At 71.6% G+C, this 14,797-nt stretch carries 19 protein-coding genes; 8 read left to right on the top strand and 11 right to left on the bottom strand.

What is annotated here, in order from left to right; translation table 11 throughout:
- Positions 1 to 22 precede the first annotated feature (22 nt).
- Positions 23 to 1,285, bottom strand: coding sequence for an OprO/OprP family phosphate-selective porin (locus ACFZ8E_RS20530; RefSeq protein ID WP_405043662.1), 1,263 nt, complete (start codon positions 1,283 to 1,285; stop codon positions 23 to 25).
- Positions 1,286 to 1,380: 95 nt separating this feature from the next.
- The gene (locus tag ACFZ8E_RS20525; RefSeq protein ID WP_147729258.1) at positions 1,381 to 2,220 is read right to left on the bottom strand and encodes an aldo/keto reductase; all 840 of its coding nucleotides are present in this window, start codon (positions 2,218 to 2,220) and stop codon (positions 1,381 to 1,383) included.
- Positions 2,221 to 2,514: 294 nt separating this feature from the next.
- Here ACFZ8E_RS20525 and ACFZ8E_RS20520 point away from each other — a divergent pair, with 294 nt between their 5' ends.
- Genes ACFZ8E_RS20520 through ACFZ8E_RS20510 form a run of 3 tightly spaced genes read left to right on the top strand, consistent with a single transcriptional unit; the run spans position 2,515 to position 4,282 of the window.
- The gene (locus ACFZ8E_RS20520) at positions 2,515 to 3,588 is read left to right on the top strand and encodes an adenylate/guanylate cyclase domain-containing protein (protein WP_405043661.1); all 1,074 of its coding nucleotides are present in this window, start codon (positions 2,515 to 2,517) and stop codon (positions 3,586 to 3,588) included.
- Positions 3,585 to 3,821: a hypothetical protein gene (locus ACFZ8E_RS20515; RefSeq protein ID WP_243933859.1), complete on the top strand. Its 237-nt coding sequence runs from the start codon at positions 3,585 to 3,587 to the stop codon at positions 3,819 to 3,821. The genes ACFZ8E_RS20520 and ACFZ8E_RS20515 overlap by 4 nt, the downstream gene beginning before the upstream one ends.
- Positions 3,818 to 4,282, top strand: coding sequence for a YaiI/YqxD family protein (locus ACFZ8E_RS20510; protein ID WP_244032946.1), 465 nt, complete (start codon positions 3,818 to 3,820; stop codon positions 4,280 to 4,282). The genes ACFZ8E_RS20515 and ACFZ8E_RS20510 overlap by 4 nt, the downstream gene beginning before the upstream one ends.
- A 12-nt stretch (positions 4,283 to 4,294) precedes the next feature.
- On the opposite strand, the gene ACFZ8E_RS20505 is transcribed toward ACFZ8E_RS20510, so the two are convergent.
- The 7 genes from ACFZ8E_RS20505 to ACFZ8E_RS20475 all read right to left on the bottom strand — a co-directional run bounded on the left by ACFZ8E_RS20505 (position 4,295) and on the right by ACFZ8E_RS20475 (position 8,829).
- Positions 4,295 to 4,546 carry a BrnA antitoxin family protein gene (locus tag ACFZ8E_RS20505; RefSeq protein ID WP_147842350.1) on the bottom strand — a complete coding sequence of 84 codons (252 nt, stop codon included), beginning with the start codon at positions 4,544 to 4,546 and terminating at the stop codon, positions 4,295 to 4,297.
- 9 nt (positions 4,547 to 4,555) lie between these two features.
- Positions 4,556 to 4,936: a hypothetical protein gene (locus tag ACFZ8E_RS20500; RefSeq protein ID WP_147842349.1), complete on the bottom strand. Its 381-nt coding sequence runs from the start codon at positions 4,934 to 4,936 to the stop codon at positions 4,556 to 4,558.
- 327 nt (positions 4,937 to 5,263) lie between these two features.
- Positions 5,264 to 6,301, bottom strand: a complete 1,038-nt coding sequence (locus tag ACFZ8E_RS20495) for a TonB family protein (protein WP_244032947.1) — start codon at positions 6,299 to 6,301, stop codon at positions 5,264 to 5,266.
- A 3-nt stretch (positions 6,302 to 6,304) separates the two neighbouring features.
- Positions 6,305 to 6,802 carry a protein TolR gene (gene tolR, locus ACFZ8E_RS20490; RefSeq protein ID WP_147729000.1) on the bottom strand — a complete coding sequence of 166 codons (498 nt, stop codon included), beginning with the start codon at positions 6,800 to 6,802 and terminating at the stop codon, positions 6,305 to 6,307.
- Positions 6,803 to 6,916: 114 nt separating this feature from the next.
- A complete protein-coding gene (locus tag ACFZ8E_RS20485; protein ID WP_244032948.1) occupies positions 6,917 to 7,606 on the bottom strand; it encodes a MotA/TolQ/ExbB proton channel family protein in 690 nt (229 codons plus the stop codon).
- A 121-nt stretch (positions 7,607 to 7,727) separates the two neighbouring features.
- On the bottom strand, positions 7,728 to 8,222 hold the full coding sequence (locus ACFZ8E_RS20480) for a Tat pathway signal protein (protein WP_405044425.1): 495 nt from the start codon (positions 8,220 to 8,222) through the stop codon (positions 7,728 to 7,730).
- Between the two features lie 115 nt (positions 8,223 to 8,337).
- A complete protein-coding gene (locus tag ACFZ8E_RS20475) occupies positions 8,338 to 8,829 on the bottom strand; it encodes a hypothetical protein (RefSeq protein WP_243949163.1) in 492 nt (163 codons plus the stop codon).
- A gap of 377 nt (positions 8,830 to 9,206) precedes the next feature.
- On the opposite strand from ACFZ8E_RS20475, the gene ACFZ8E_RS20470 reads away from it, so the two are divergent.
- Together ACFZ8E_RS20470 and ACFZ8E_RS20465 are read left to right on the top strand one after the other, a co-directional pair.
- Positions 9,207 to 9,635 carry an Hsp20 family protein gene (locus ACFZ8E_RS20470; protein ID WP_147729168.1) on the top strand — a complete coding sequence of 143 codons (429 nt, stop codon included), beginning with the start codon at positions 9,207 to 9,209 and terminating at the stop codon, positions 9,633 to 9,635.
- A 111-nt stretch (positions 9,636 to 9,746) separates the two neighbouring features.
- Complete coding sequence (locus ACFZ8E_RS20465; RefSeq protein WP_147729167.1) at positions 9,747 to 10,031, top strand: DUF1150 domain-containing protein; 285 nt, start codon at positions 9,747 to 9,749, stop codon at positions 10,029 to 10,031.
- On the opposite strand, the gene ACFZ8E_RS20460 is transcribed toward ACFZ8E_RS20465, so the two are convergent.
- The gene (locus ACFZ8E_RS20460; protein ID WP_244032950.1) at positions 10,018 to 10,809 is read right to left on the bottom strand and encodes a carboxylesterase; all 792 of its coding nucleotides are present in this window, start codon (positions 10,807 to 10,809) and stop codon (positions 10,018 to 10,020) included. The genes ACFZ8E_RS20465 and ACFZ8E_RS20460 overlap by 14 nt on opposite strands.
- A gap of 157 nt (positions 10,810 to 10,966) precedes the next feature.
- On the opposite strand from ACFZ8E_RS20460, the gene ACFZ8E_RS20455 reads away from it, so the two are divergent.
- The 3 genes from ACFZ8E_RS20455 to ACFZ8E_RS20445 all read left to right on the top strand — a co-directional run bounded on the left by ACFZ8E_RS20455 (position 10,967) and on the right by ACFZ8E_RS20445 (position 13,915).
- Entirely contained in the window at positions 10,967 to 12,196 is a 1,230-nt protein-coding gene (locus ACFZ8E_RS20455; protein ID WP_405043660.1) for a glycosyltransferase family 4 protein, read from the top strand.
- A gap of 257 nt (positions 12,197 to 12,453) precedes the next feature.
- Positions 12,454 to 12,975: a translation initiation factor IF-3 gene (gene infC, locus ACFZ8E_RS20450; protein WP_243933822.1), complete on the top strand. Its 522-nt coding sequence runs from the start codon at positions 12,454 to 12,456 to the stop codon at positions 12,973 to 12,975.
- Positions 12,976 to 13,129: 154 nt separating this feature from the next.
- Positions 13,130 to 13,915 carry a molybdopterin-synthase adenylyltransferase MoeB gene (locus ACFZ8E_RS20445; protein ID WP_244032952.1) on the top strand — a complete coding sequence of 262 codons (786 nt, stop codon included), beginning with the start codon at positions 13,130 to 13,132 and terminating at the stop codon, positions 13,913 to 13,915.
- On the opposite strand, the gene ACFZ8E_RS20440 is transcribed toward ACFZ8E_RS20445, so the two are convergent.
- Positions 13,904 to 14,779: a DUF1186 domain-containing protein gene (locus ACFZ8E_RS20440; RefSeq protein WP_405043659.1), complete on the bottom strand. Its 876-nt coding sequence runs from the start codon at positions 14,777 to 14,779 to the stop codon at positions 13,904 to 13,906. The genes ACFZ8E_RS20445 and ACFZ8E_RS20440 overlap by 12 nt on opposite strands.
- Positions 14,780 to 14,797: the final 18 nt, after the last annotated feature.

The following is a 14,797-nucleotide window of genomic DNA, read 5'->3' as shown; positions in this document are numbered from 1 at the left end:
CACCGGCCGCGCGGCGTCGGCGTCACCAGTACAGCTGGAACCGCCCGATGAAGACGTCGGCATCGACGGCGCGGCCGCCCTGGAGCGCCGACGGCGCGGTCCGCGAGCGGACGTAGTCGGCCATGATCCGCACGTTGCGGTCCGGGTACCAGTTCACCCCGACGCTGACGTCGCGCTCGATCCCGCCGCGGACCGTGCCGTCGTCGAGGTCGATCGCACTGACGCGGGCGGCGACCTCGAACACGCCGATCCCGCCGCGGCTCACCCGCGCGTCCTCGCCGACCTTGACGCCCTCGAAGATCGCGTAGGTCGTGCCGTATTTCGGCGTCACGGCGTAGGCGCGGCCGGCGCCGTTGAGCACGTAGCTCGCCTCGACGTAGCCGCCCTGGAACGCGACCGATCGCGCCCCGTCGAAGCGCGACACCTCGGTGCGGATGTACTCGGCCTGGATCAGCAGCGGTCCGGTGCGGTAGGCCGCCTCCAGCCCGATCCGGCCGATGCTCGCTGCATCGCGGATGTCGCCGGTGTTCACGAACGGGCGGGCGAACAGGAAGGCTTCGGAGCGGCTCGACAGGGCGAGCGGCGTCTCGTCCCGCGGCAGCCTGCGATAGCTCCCGGCGATGCCGAGATGCAGCACCGCGTCGTCGGTGTGGATGGGCGCGAAGGTGGCGCGGGTGGTCGAGGCCACGCCCTCGCTGCGGATGCCGGTGTTGGCGTTGCCGCCGAAGACGCTGGTGACGACGCTCCAGTCCGCCCCGCTCCGGCCGATCGCGAAGCCGAAGTTGCGGGCCGGCGCGAACGCGTCGGCGAGCGAGCGTTCGGTGAAGACGGTGTTGTTGTCGCTGATCAGCTGATCGAGGCTGAACGGCTCCTTCATGTTGCCGACCGTGAGGATCATATCCGGGATGCCTTTCCAGGCGATCGCCGCATCGTTGATCGGCCGCATCGGGTCGGCGAAATCGTACTGGAACGCGATCTCGATGGATTTGCCGAGCGTCAGGTAGCTCTCGATCCACGAGCGCCGGACGCCGACGTTGTCGGAGAACGGCTCGGCAAACCCCGGCTGGCGGATGCCGGCCGCCCCGAAATCGAGCTGCAGCTTGCCGCCGATCCGAAGCTGGGCCGCGTCGTCCGGGAAGCGCAGCGTGATGCCCTTGTCGTCGATCGTCAGCGTCTCGCCGTAGGGTCCGGCCAGCGGCGCGGCCGCGACGCTGCCGGCGGCGACGGCCGCACCACCGGCCAGCATGGCGGCCAGGCATCGACGCGCGATCGACCGCTTCGCCATCATCGTCTCCGAGAGCTCCCCGCCCGTGCCCAGGACGACCGATAGCCCGGGATCGCTGACGGTATCGCGACAGGGCGGCGCCGACCGCACGCGATTCACAGCATCGGCAGGGTTCGCGGCCGTGGCCCGCGCGGAAACTGCGCCTCGATCATCGCGATCTCGGCCGCGTTGAGATGAAGCTTCGCCGCGCCCGCATTCTCGATCGCCCGCGATGCGCGGCCGGTCTTCGGGATGGTGAAGGTGTTCTCGATCCGCGTCAGGAACGCCAAGGCCACGGCGTAGGGCGTCGTCCCGTGCGCCGCGGCGATGCCGGCGAGCACGCGGCCGCCGGCGCTCGACGGGTTCGGGAAGTCGCCGCTGCCGAAGGGCGAGTAGCCGACGAGCGCGACCCCGTTCGCGGCGCACCACGGCAGCACCGCGTGCTCGATCGCCCGCTCGCCGAGATGGTACAGCACTTGGTTGCAGGCGATGCGGTAGGGGCCGGCGATGCGCAGCGCCCGGTCGAGGTCGTCGACGTCGAAGTTGCTCAGGCCCCAGGCCAGGATCTTGCCCGCCTGCCGCAGGTCCTCGAACCCGGCGATGGTCTCCTCCAGCGGATGGCTGCCGGGCCAGTGCAGCAGGTAGGCGTCGAGCCGGTCTGTCCCGAGCCGCCGCAGCGACTGCTCGCAGGCCCGCGCCACCCCGCGCCGCGTCGCGTTGCCCGGAACCACCTTGGAGACGAGGAAGACCTCTTCGCGCACGCCGCGGATCGCCTCGCCGACGATGGCCTCGCCGTCGCCGTACATCTCGGCCGTGTCGATGTGGGTCATGCCGGCATCGATGCCCGCCCGCAGGGCGGCGACCGCGCCGTCGCGGGCCGTGGCATCGATGTGCCACGTGCCCTGCCCGATGACCGGGACGTTGAGGCCGGTCGAGCCGAAGGGTCTGGCGTGCATCGCGTGGATCCTGTCTCGCTAGGGCGCGCGGCGCGCCCCGAAGGTCCGATGTCTGCGGCGCGGCCGCCCGATCGGCGAACGGATGGCGCCCGCGCCTTAATCGCGCCATCATGGGACGTTGAGCAATGGCTCGGCACGGGGTCCGGACCTAGACTTTGGACGATGTCCCGTTTCCGAAACGGGGCGCCGTCCCGCGGGCTACGTCCTTCTCCGGTTCGAGAACGCTTCAGGATCGGTTTCGTGCACGCTGCCTGTCCGCCTCCCGTCCCGCTCCCCGCCCAGGCGGATCGCTGAATGCTGCCGCAGCATCGCTGGTTCTGGGCCCTGATCGTCGTCGCATCGGGCGGGGCCGGCCTTCTCTACAACCTCCTGTTCGTCGGCGGCACCTCGCTCGCCGCCGGCCTGATCTACGGTCTCGCCGTCGGCGTGACGGTGCTGTCGTTCGATCGCGGGCTAATTCTCTCCGGGCTTCAGACGCGCCTGCGCCGCCTCCCGGCGATGCTGTACGTGCCCTCGGCCGAGCTGCTCTACGTGCTGATGATCGCGCTCGGCTGCGCACTCGGCGGCCTCGTGGTCTGGTCGCTCGGGCTCACCGCCGACAGCCTGTCGGCGGCGGTCCGGATCACGCCGCGGGTGCTGGCCTACTCGCTCGCGGTCTCGGCGCTGCTAGTCTTCGTCGTGCGGATGCGCGACCTGATCGGCGGCGAGGTGTTCGTGAACTTTCTCGTCGGGCGCTACCACAAGCCGGTGCGGGAGGAGCGCATCTTCCTGTTCTTCGACGTGGTCGGCTCCACCGCCTTCGCCGAGACCCACGGCGACCTCCGGGCGCAGGAATATCTCGGCGCGATCTTCGCGACGCTGGCCGAGCCGGTGCGGCGCAACGCCGGCTCCACCGACGATTACATCGGCGACCTCGCCATGATCACCTGGCCGATGGCGCGCGGCCTCAAGGATGCGCGCTGCGTCGCCTGCGTGTTCGACGTGCTCGACCGAATCGAGGCGGATGCGCCGGCGTGGACCGCGCGCTTCGGCACGGTGCCGCGGCTGCGCGCGGCCCTGCACGGCGGATCGGTGGTCACGGCGGAAGTCGGCGTCGACCGGCACAAGATCGCCTATTTTGGAGACGCGGTGAACGTCACCTCGCGGATCGAGGCGCTGTGCCGGCCGCTCGGCGTGAACATCCTCATCTCGCAGGACCTGCTCACCCGCCTCGGCGGGTTGCCGCCCGGGATCGCGGCGCGGTCCCTCGGAGCCCACGCCCTGCGCGGGCGCGGCCAGCCGCTCTCGGTGGCGACCTTGGAGCGGCCGGCCCCCGAGATGCCCCAGCCGATCCAGGCGGAGCGGCCGGCGCTTCGGGTCGCGCGATGAGCGGACGCTGGCTCACCGCCCTGCGCATGCTGCTGCGCTACGGCCTGCCGCTCGCCGGCATCGTCGTGGTCGGCCGGGCGATCGTGCTGTCGATCGGCGGCGAGATCTCGAAAGCGCAGTTCGCCCTTGGCGTGCTCCTGATGGTCGCGGGATTCTCGGCGCGCCTGGTGCCGAAGGCCCGTCGGCCGAGAGCGACGGCGGAGCGGCGCGCCGCCGCGAGGCGGCCGTCATGATCGGCTCGACGGCGATCTACGTCGACGCCGACGCCTGCCCGGTGAAGGACGAGACCTATCGCGTCGCCGCCCGCTACGGGCTGCACGTCTACGTCGTCGCCAACAGCTTCCTGAACGTGCCGCGCGAGCCCTGGATCGAGCGCGTGGTGGTCGGCGACGCGATGGATGCCGCCGACGACTGGATCGCCGAACGTGCCGGGCCGGGCAGCATCGTCGTCACGGCCGATGTGCCGCTGGCCAGCCGCTGCGTGAAGGCGGGCGCGACGGTGATCGGGCCGAACGGCAAGCCGTTCTCGGACGCGTCGATCGGCATGGCGCTGGCGACGCGCAACCTGATGCAGGACCTGCGCGAGGCCGGCGCGATCACCGGCGGGCCGCGCCCGTTCTCGGCGCGCGACCGGTCCGAGTTCCTCGGCGCCCTCGACCGTGCGGTGAACCGCATCCGGCGCGGCTCGACCTGACGGCGTGGCGCGTCAGCCGGCGACGAGCGCCTTGAGCGCGTCGTTGAGGCGGTCCTGCCAGCCCGGGCCGTCCTTCTGGAAATGCGCGAGCACGGCGCTGTCGAGGCGGAGCGTCACCGATTCCCGCGCGCCCGGGGCGGCCTGCGGCTGGCGCGGGGCCGGCGGTGCGGCCGCCGGGGCGGGCTTGGCGGTGGTGGCCGCCTTGAAGGCGGCCTCGGCCGCCTGACGCGGATCGGTGATGCGGCGCGTGCGGTCGAAGGCCATGGTCGCGCCTCAGGCCTTCTTGGCGGCTTTGGCCGCACTCTTCTTCGCGGCCGCCTTCTCGGCGACGGCCTTGTCGGCCGCCTTGTCTGCGGCCTTCTCCGCCGCCTTGGCCTTCGCGGCGGCCGCCTTCGTCAGCGGCTTCACCTCGGCGGCCTTGGCCTGCGCGTCGGCGGCCTCCTTGGCGAGCCGCAGCGCCCGCAGGCGGACCGTGCGCTCGTCGACGGCCTTGATCGAGGCGATGTGCTCCGCCATGGCCTGGGCGCCCTCGCGCTGCATGCGCTCGGCCCGTTCCGCGCGCTCGGCCCGCTCCTCGGCCTTGTGCTTGGCTTCCTCTTCCGGCGTCCGGACTTCGTCCTCGGCGTCCGCGCCCGTATCGATCTCGTCGCTCATCATATTCCTTTCGTCCCGTCCGGGTCCCGTCACGACAAGGGCGCTCCACGCTCCGCAGGAGCGCGCCGTTGCGTCGGGATGGGCAGGCTCGGCGCAACCCGAGGACAGGTGGGCGGCCGGTTCGCATCGTCTCCGCCGATCCACCGCGAACCCGTCGCGGCGTGCGGAACGAGTGATTGTGTAGCACGCCGGAGGCCCCGATGGCGAATGCCGCGGCCTGGTCGAAGGCAAGTCACGGCGACTTTTCCCGTGCAGCCGTAGCCTAACCTTCGACGAACGAACGTATGACCGCCGGCGGCACCTTCCGCCGGCGGCTCGGACGTCGGTTCAGCGCACGCGATAATTGAGCGGGATCGTCACCGACAGGCTCGACTGGGTCACGCCGGCGGGCGCCGCCGGCAGGCTCCCGCGCACGGCGCCGAGCGCCGCGCTGTCGATCTGGCTGACGCCGCTGCTGCGCGCCAGGCCGGCGCTCGTCACCTGGCCGGACCGCAGCACGGTGAAGCGCACCATCGCCGTGCCGCCGGCCGTGCCGCTCGCGGCACCCGGGTTCATCCGGCCATGGATCGCCGAGCTGATCGCCCCGGTCCATTGCCGCATGGCGCTCGGATCGCTCCCGGCCGAGGCCCGGCCCGACGCGTTCTCGCGTGAGGACGATGCGGAACTCCGGCTCTCCGCGCCCGCGCGGGCCTGGGCCTGGGCCTGGGCCTGCTTCGCCTTGGCCTCGCGAGCGGCCTTGGCCTTCGCCTCGCGGACCGCCTCCTTGCGCTCCTCGATGGCCTCGCGGCGGGCCTCCTCGAGCTCTTCCCGGCGCTTCTGCGCCCGGAGCTTCGCCTCGCGCTCGGCCTTGAGCTTGGCGAGGTCGACCTTCGGCTTTTGGGGCTCGGCCGGCTTCTCGGGCTCCGGCGCCTGCGCGACCACCGGCGGCGGGGGCGCCAGCGGCTCGGCCTGCTCGGCCTGGGAGGTGATGATCTGGCTCTCGGGCTCGACCGCGACGGCGTCGGGCGGGACCTCCGCGACGGACGCGGGCGGCGGCGGCGCGACCACGGCCTCGTCGGGCTTCGCTTCGGCCACCTCCGGCGGCGGCTTGGTCGGCTCCGCCTCGGCCGGGTCCTCGACCGGCTTGGTTTCCGGCGGAGCGGCTTCGCTCGCCTGCGTCTCGCTCGGCGCCTGCGTGTCCGCGTCGGTCATCAGCGGGGCGAGGTCGATCGAGATCTGCTGCTCGCCGGGGGGAGCCGGCGGGGTCAGCTTGAACAGGGCGAGGCCGGCCAGCGCGCCGAGATGCAGCACGAGCGCGACGAGGAAGGCGGGCACGAGCCCGGACGTGCGGGGTTCGGGAGCCCCGGTGTCGGCGATGACGGACATGGCTTACCGAGCCGCCCCGTTGGCCGCCCCACCTGCGGCCGCCGCCGGAGCCGCGCCGGGCGCGGCACCGCCGGGCGACTGGGCGATCAGCGAGACCTTGGTGAAGCCCGCCTGCCCGACGAGGCCCATCACTTCCATGATCTTGCCGTAGGGCACGTCCTTGTCGCCGCGGACCAGCATCACCTGGTCCTTGTTCTCGGCCGCCATGGCGCGGAGGCGCGGCATCAGCGTCTCGTTCGTGAAGATCTCCTTGGCGATCGACGGCTTGCCGTCCTTGTCGATCGTCACCTCGACCGGCTTCTGCGACTGCGCGACCTTGGCGGCCGAGGTCTTCGGCAGCTGCACCGGCACGCCCGTCGTCATCAGCGGCGCCGCGACCATGAAGATGATCAGCAGCACCAGCATGACGTCAACCATCGGCGTCACGTTGATCTCCGACATCGGTGCGGTGTCGAGATCGTCATCGTCGGAACCGCTCGCGCGGATCGAACCCATCGCCATGCGGCGTCCTCCGGGATCGGCGGCCCGGCCCTCGAGGGCGGCCGCTGCGGGAATGGAAGGCCCGGCCGCCCTTCGCGGGGCCGGGCTCGCGCAAAGTGAGATCGCCGGGGGGCGCTACTCGGCGGCGGCGCGGTGCTGGACGCCGCGGTCGCGGGCGAGACGGTTGCTGAGCACGCCGATGCCGGAGACGAAGGTGCTCTGGATCCGCCCGACGTCGTTGGCGAGCTTGTTGTAGGCCATCACCGCCGGGATCGCGACGACGAGGCCGATCGCGGTGGCGAACAGCGCCTCGGCGATGCCCGGCGCCACCACCGCGAGCGAGGTGTCCTGGCTGCGGGCGATCGACGAGAACGAGTTCATGATGCCCCAGACCGTGCCGAACAGGCCGACGAACGGCGCCGTCGAGCCGGAGGTCGCCAGGAGCGCGAGGCCGTTCTGCAGGCGCTTGACCTCCAGCGTCAGCGCGGCGCGCATGGCCCGCTCGATGCGGTCGCGCCGCTCGGCGCGGGTCTCCGAGGCGTCCTGGTCGCGCCAGGCGTCGAGGGCCGCCTTCACCACGTGGCCGGCGATGCCCTTCATCCCGGTCTCGAGGTTGCCGCCCGAGCGCACCAGCGCATCGAACGCCTTGGCCTGCCGCCGGGCGGCTGCGAGCCGGACGATCTTCTCGAACACCACGGTCCAGCAGGCGAGGGAGGCGACCACCAGCAGGATCATCACCCCCTTCACGATCGGGTCGGCCTGCAGGAACAGGCCCACGAACGAGAAGTCGTGACCGGCGTCGATCGGGGCGGAAGTCGGATCCATTGCGGGTTCCCTCGGGTGTCATTCGGATGCGGCAACGGCCGCGGGCCGCCCGGCGGCGCGAGGCCGTCGGGCGGGTCGGTTCTCACGAGGTCTCGCCGGCGTGCCCGCCGGCGAGGTCGGCTCAGCGATCGAACGGGACGTTCGCCTTGGTCTCGGTCTCGGTGCGCTCCAGGCAGGATTCGCGGGTGGCGTCCCCGCCCTCGCAGGCGAGCACGTCGCTGAGCAGCACGCGGCTCAGCTTCGGGCACGCGATCCCGGGGAAGTTGAAGATCTTGACGGTGGTCTTGCGGGCAGGGATCGGGCCGAGCTCGGCGGCGACCCGCTTCTGCGCGATCCCGTCGGTGTCGAAGGCGAACAGGTCGAGCTTGTAGGATTTCAGGGCCGTCCCACGGCTGTTGTCGACGACGATGGTAGCGCGGCACGAATCGTCGGCGGGCTCGAGCCGGTTGAGCTGGAGCTTGATCGGCGCGGCCTTGTCGGCGGATCCGGCGTCCTGCGCCGTCGCCGACACGACGAGCGAGGCCGCCAGCACGAGCGACAGCCCGGCACTGGCCGCCGTGTCGAGCGCGAGGCGCCCGATCCGGCGCCGGTAGAGCGGGACGCCTCGCCCGAGCATCTGTTCAGCCATCGACTCGCTTTCCATCCTCCGCCCCGCGGCGGTCTCCCGGCGCCCTGCGCCGCATCGATCTCGTTCGCCCCGGAAGGATCCGGTCGGGTCCGGCTCCGTCCGGTCAGTGCAGGGCCGCACCGTCCGGCCGGCGCTTCGAGGCTCCGAGACGCCCCGCGGCCTCGTCGATCGGCCCGACCGCCGCACGCAGCGCGGCGACGAGGCGCGGCGCTTCGGGCCGGCCGGTGATCGCGGCCGCGCCGCGCTCGACCTCGCCCCAGAGCCTGCGCCGGCCGCGCCCGATCAGGCCGACCAGCGCGCATTCGTGCCCGGTCAGCCGGCAGCAGGTCGCCGGCATGAACGGCCCGTCATCGGCCCGCTCGGCGCGCAGCGCGCGGACGACCCCGACGATCCCGGAGACGAAGCGGCCGCCGGCCTCGGCGCCGAGGAGCGTCTCCGCACCGTCGAACGCCGCATCCCAGCACGCGATGTCCCGCGTCATGTAGCCCGCGGCCACGAACCGGGCGACCGAGAGCGCCAGCACCTCCGCGTCGTCGCCGCAGACCTCCGCCACCCGCGGCATCGGCGCATGCTTCGACAGGATCGGTGCGGACATTCGGCCTCCGGAAAGTGCCTGCCGCACCGCTTCGTCACGCTGAAACGGACCGCAATGTGCCTGCGGGGCGGAAGTATCCGAGGTGGAGGGCAAGGATCAAGGGCACGGCCGAAAATCAGAGCCGTTCCAAACTGTTACGAATACATCCCTGTTCTCGGCCGTCGTCTGTTGCCGAAAGATCCCGCCGTCCGTTGCCGCTTCTGCCCGTGCGTCCCGCCTTCGGCGCGGCGCGGCGTCCCTTGATGGGCAGGGTCGCCTCGTCCATATCTTGGCGTGCCGGGCCGCTGGGCCGGAAGGGGCGCTGCCGCCAGCGGGCCCCGCGACGAGGCGCCCACCGGCATTCGGGCACGGGGCCTCCACAGGGGGTGTTGCCGCCGATGACCCGTCCATCTCCGTTCGGACACCCGTTCCTGCTCGGGTTCGACGAGATCGAGCAGGCCCTCGACCGGGTCTCCAAGGCCGCCAACGACGGCTACCCGCCCTACAACATCGAGCGTCTGGCCCGCACCGATCGGGAGCCGGACCGCCTGCGGATCACCCTGGCGGTGGCCGGCTTCACGCGCGACCAGCTCGACGTGATGCTGGAGGAGAACCAGCTGATCGTCCGCGGCCGTCAGGTCGACGACAAGGAGCGGCTGTTCCTCCACCGCGGCATCGCGGCGCGGCAGTTCCAGCGTGCGTTCCTGCTGGCCGACGGGATGGAGGTGCTCGGCGCCGACCTGTCGAACGGGCTGCTCTCGATCGATCTGGCGCGGCCCGAGCCCGAGCGGGTGGTGCGCCGCATCGCCATCCTCGAGCGCGATTGATCCGCGGGAAAAGCACCCCACATCAGGATCAGGCCCACGATCGCCGGATCGGTTCGATCAAGACGGGATCGTTTCCGGGCCGATTGCTCTGCCTCGAAAGGAGGGCACGACATGACCGACCTCAACACCTCCCCGCTGACGGCCGCCGACCTCGATCCGGCCGAATTCAACGCTGCCGACCTCGCGGCCCTGGGCGAAGGGCACATCGCCTACGTCCGCTCGATCCGCTCCGACGAGGTGATGCGGCTGTTCCCGCAGGCGCCGCAGCTGACGCCCGGCCTCGACCTGTTCGCGCTCCTGTCGGCCAGCGGCGCGCCGATACTGCTCGCGGACTCGCGCGAGGTGATCCTCGCCAACGCCGCCGAGCACGACCTCTTCCCGGTCAGCCTGCACTAGCCGGTCTCGCCATCTCCGCCACCGCCGAGAGCAGCCGCGCGATATCCTGCGGCCGCGACAGGCGGTGGTCGCCGTCCGCGATCAGCGTGAGGACCGTGCCCGCCGCCGGCAGCCGGTCCAGGATGCGGAAGGCGTGGGCGTGCGGCACGTCCGGATCGTTCATCCCCTGGAGGATGTGGACCGGGCAGCGCAGGTCGAGGGCGCCGGTCAGCAGGCGGTTGCGCCGGCCATCCTCGATCAGCGCCATGGTGATCGCGTCGGGCTCGGGCGCGTAGGCGCTCTGGCGCAGCCAGACGCCGTCCTGCTCCAGCGTGCTGCGCACCTCCGGCGGGAACCGATCCCACATCAGATCCTCGGTGAAGTCGAGGGCCGGCGCGATCAGCACGAGGCCGGTCGGCGCCGACGCCCCGCGCGCCGCGAGGTTTCGCGCCGCGAGGCAGGCGATCCATCCGCCCATCGAGGATCCGATCAGCACCGGCGCTTCCGGCGCGTGCGCGGCGAGCACGCCCTCGGCGTCGGCGAGCCAGGTCGAGATCGTGCAGGCCGAGAACTCGCCCTCGGATTCGCCGTGGCCGGAATAATCGAACCGCACGAAGCGCCGCCCCTCGGCGGCGGCCCAGGCGTCGACCGCCATCGCCTTGGTGGCGCCCATGTCCGAGCGGAAGCCTCCGAGCCAGACGATCGCCGGACCCGCCCCGTCGCGCACGCGCACGGCGATCCGGCGTCGGTCCGCTCCTTCGCCGACGTCGACGTGCTCCAACGTCGTCCCGTCCCGCATCCCGCTCTCCCGATTCGCCCGGCCCGCGCGTTCCCGACCTGAACGCCGCGTCTTCAGCCGCCGTTTACCAGACCGTAAAGCGTACCCGTGATCCTATGACAATGAACGCTTCCCTGCGGCCGCGGCCCGCCTACGCCCTCTCGCCGCGCAGCCGCCGATGAACGGCGATTCCCGTCCGTCGGTCGGCTTCCCCGGCGACGCGTCGCCGCTGGCCGGTGCCTGCGTCCTCCAGATCATTCCCGAGCTCGACGCCGGCGGTGCCGAGCGCACCACCGTCGACATCGCGGCCGGCCTCGCGGCGGCGGGTGCGCGTGCGCTGGTCGCGACGGAAGGCGGGCGCCTCGTCGGCGAGCTTCAGGCCAAGGGCGGCATCTGCCTGCCGTTCCCGGCGGCGTCGAAAAACCCCGTTCATATGGCCCTCAACGTCGGCCGCCTGGCGCGCCTGTGCCGGCGCGAGGGCGTGCAGATCATCCATGCGCGGTCCCGCGCCCCGGCCTGGGTCGCGCTCGGCGCCGCGCGACGGCTGAAGCTGCCCTTCGTCACGACCTATCACGGCAGCTATTCCGGCCGTACCGGCGTGAAGGTGCTGTACAACTCGGTGATGGCGCGCGGCGACGTGGTGATCGCCAACTCGCACTACACCGCCGACCTGATCCGTCGCCTGCATGCCGAGCAGGCGGGCGACCGGGTTCAGGTGATCCACCGCGGAACCGACCTCTCCGCCTTCACTCCCGTCTCGGTCGGCGCCGCGCGGGTCGAGGCGTTGCGCCGCGTTTGGGGCGTCGCCCCGCACGAGCGCGTCGTCCTACTGGCGGCCCGCCTCACCGCGTGGAAGGGTCAGCGCATCCTGATCGAGGCGGCGGCGCTGATGCGCGCGCAGGGCGTCGCCGATTTCGCCATCGTGCTCGCGGGCGACTCCCAGGGCAGGGTCGCCTACGAGCGCGAGCTCGACGCGCTGGTCGTGGCGCGCGGGCTCGAGGGCGTCGTCCGCCGCGTCGGGCATTGCACCGACATGCCGGCGGCCTTCCGGGCCGCCTCGGTCGTCGCGGTGCCCTCCGTCGAGCCGGAGGCGTTCGGCCGTTCCGCCGTCGAGGCCCAGGCGCTCGGCACGCCGGTGGTGGTGTCCGATCTCGGCGCGGTCCCCGAAACCGTTTTGAGCCCGCCCGAAGTGTCGGCCGGCCAGCGCACCGGCTGGCGCGTTCCCGCCGGCGATGCGGCGGCGCTCGCGGCGGCACTCACGGAGGCGCTGTCGCTCGGCGCCAGCGCGCGCGACGCGCTGGCCCGCCGCGAGCGCGCCCATGTGGAGGCGAACTTCTCCCTGGAGCGCATGGTCGGCGACACGCTGGCGATCTACGCCAAGCTGCTCGGCCGATCGGAGCCCGCCTGACCCCGCGTCGCGATGGGGGCTTGTTCTTTTGGCCTGCAGGCTTCACATCGGGGAAAAGGTTTTCGCATCGCGGGAGCCGGTATGGTTTTGCGTTGAAACGGCGGCATGTGTTGACTTGCCGCACGGTTCGGCCAAGGTAAGCTGTCCGGGATAGGCCGGAGCGATCGGTGGTCTGGGCAGCCTGGAACGGGATGCCAGGGGCCGCCGTTTCGTCGTTGCATCAGGAGAACACCGCCATTCGTAGACCCATGAGAGCCATGCCGGCCCCGCAGAAGGACGGGCCTCGCGCCAACCGGGATATCCGCGGCGTGCGCGAAGTGCAGCTCATCGACGACACCGGCCAGAACCGGGGCGTCGTCGCCTTCTTCGATGCTCTGGCCCTGGCCGAAGAGGCCGGCCTCGACCTCGTCGAGATCGCACCGAACTCCGTTCCTCCCGTCTGCAAGCTGCTCGATTATGGCCGCTTCCGCTTCAACGAACAGAAGAAGCAGAACGAGGCCCGCAAGCGGCAGAAGACGGTCGAGGTCAAGGAGATCAAGCTCCGCCCCGGCATCGACAAGCACGACTACGACACCAAGATGAAGTCGGTGCAGCGCTTCTTCGAGGAGGGCGACAAGGTCAAGGTGACCCTGCGCTTCCGCGGCCGCGAGATGGCGCACCAGGATATCGGCCTGCGCCTGCTCGAGCGGGTGAAGACCGAGACCGCCGAGATCGCCAAGGTGGAAAGCGAGCCGATGCTCGAAGGCCGCCAGATGATCATGATCCTGGCGCCGCGCTGATCGCTCCGCCGAGGCCCGTGGAATTCCAAAACGCCGTCTCGCTCCGCGAGGCGGCGTTTTTCATGATGCGGTCGCGCGTCGCCATTCCCAGACCATGCGCCTTTCACGGGCCGTCGCGCTTTCACCGGCCGGTCGCGCGGATTATCTGCTGCGCATGGCCCTGACATCCGACGAGATCGAACGCTACGCCCGCCACCTCGTGCTGCCGGAGATCGGCGGCCCCGGGCAGGGCAGGCTGAAGGCGGCGCGCGTGCTCGTGATCGGTGCCGGCGGGCTCGGCGCCCCGCTGATCCAGTACCTGGCCGCCGCCGGCATCGGCACGATCGGCATCATCGACGACGACACGGTCTCGCTCTCGAACCTGCAGCGCCAGATCATCCACGGCACACCAGATCTCGGCCGCCCGAAGGTCGAGAGCGCCGCGGACGCCGTCGCCCGCCTCAACCCGAACGTGACGGTGGTCGCCCATCCGATCCGGATCGATGCCGCATCCGCCGAAGCCTTAGCCGCCGCGTACGACGTCGTCGCCGACGGCTCGGACAACTTCGCGACCCGCTACGCCGTGTCCGACGCCTGCTACCGGGCGCGCCGCCCCTTGGTCACCGCCGCCCTCGGCCGTTTCGACGGCACGCTGACGACGATCCGCGCCCACGAGACCGGGCCGGACGGCGCCCCGAACCCGACCTACCGCTGCCTGTTCCCGAACCCGCCGCCGCCCGGCACCGTGCCGCCCTGCGCGGAAGCCGGCGTGCTCGGGGCGCTCGCCGGCGTGATGGGCTCGCTGATGGCGATGGAGGTGATCCGCGCGGTGACCGGCTTCGGCGAGCCGCTGGTCGGGCGGCTGCTGATGGTCGATGCCCGCGCGATGCGGTTCGAGACCTTGGGCTACGCCTGGGACGAGGCGAACCCGCTCAGCGGCGCGGTGCCGTCACAAGCCTGATGGCGGGGTCCATTCCGCTTCGGCATCCACCTTGCCGAGGCAGCACTTCTTGAACTTCTTGCCGCTGCCGCACGGGCAGGGATCGTTGCGGCCGACGTCCTTGAACGGGTTGACCGTCGGCAGGCCGTAGCCGGCCTTGGTCCAGGCGAGCTGAACGATCGGGTCGTCGAGGTAGCCGTGGTTCCACGCGTCGAGGCGCGACCGGTCGTTGGGCTTGCGCTCGGCCTCGCGCAGGGTCTCCTTGAACCACGCGGCATCGCTGAACTCGTCGGTGATGCGCTTGTCGCGCCGGGCCGCCTCGGCCCGCGGGGCGAGCTCGCGCAGGCCGAGATAGGCGATCGCCTCCTCCCAGGCGATCCAGCCGACCGTCTCCTCGACGGCGGCCTTCGCGTCGTCGAAGCGGACCAGCAGGTCGCGCAGGGTCTGGCGCGGAATCCGACCCTCGATCGCCAGGAAGACGCAGGCGGACAGCAGCGCCTGGCGCACCGCATCGTCGACCGTGCTGTCGAGGATCAGCGCGAAGATCCCGTCGGTCCGCCCGTCGAACAGGCTCGCGATCATGCGGGCGAGCGTCGTGGTGACGGCGTCGCCGAGCACCGCGTCCACGCTCTCCTCGTCCTGGAGCAGGAAGCGCAGGAGCGGAGCGAGCAGCCGCGGATCGCGGGCATGGGCGAGCACATGCAGCCCCCAGAACAGCAGGTTCTCCTGCTCCGGCGTCAGCTCGGCGCCCTCGGCCGCCACCGAGAGGAGGCGAAGGGTCTCGTCCGCGACGAGATCCGGCTCGGCCAGGGCGCGACGCAGCAGCGGCTCGGGCAGGGTCTCGGCAAGGGACAGTGCCTGGCGGAGCGCTTCGGCGTCGGTCATGGTCGGGTCGCCCTCGTT

The sequence above is a fragment of the Methylobacterium sp. HMF5984 genome (assembly GCF_045033435.1).
In the GTDB taxonomy this organism is placed as follows: Bacteria; Pseudomonadota; Alphaproteobacteria; order Rhizobiales; family Beijerinckiaceae; genus Methylobacterium.
Note: the sequence above shows the minus strand (reverse complement) of the source record. Positions and strands in the feature narration are given on the sequence as shown.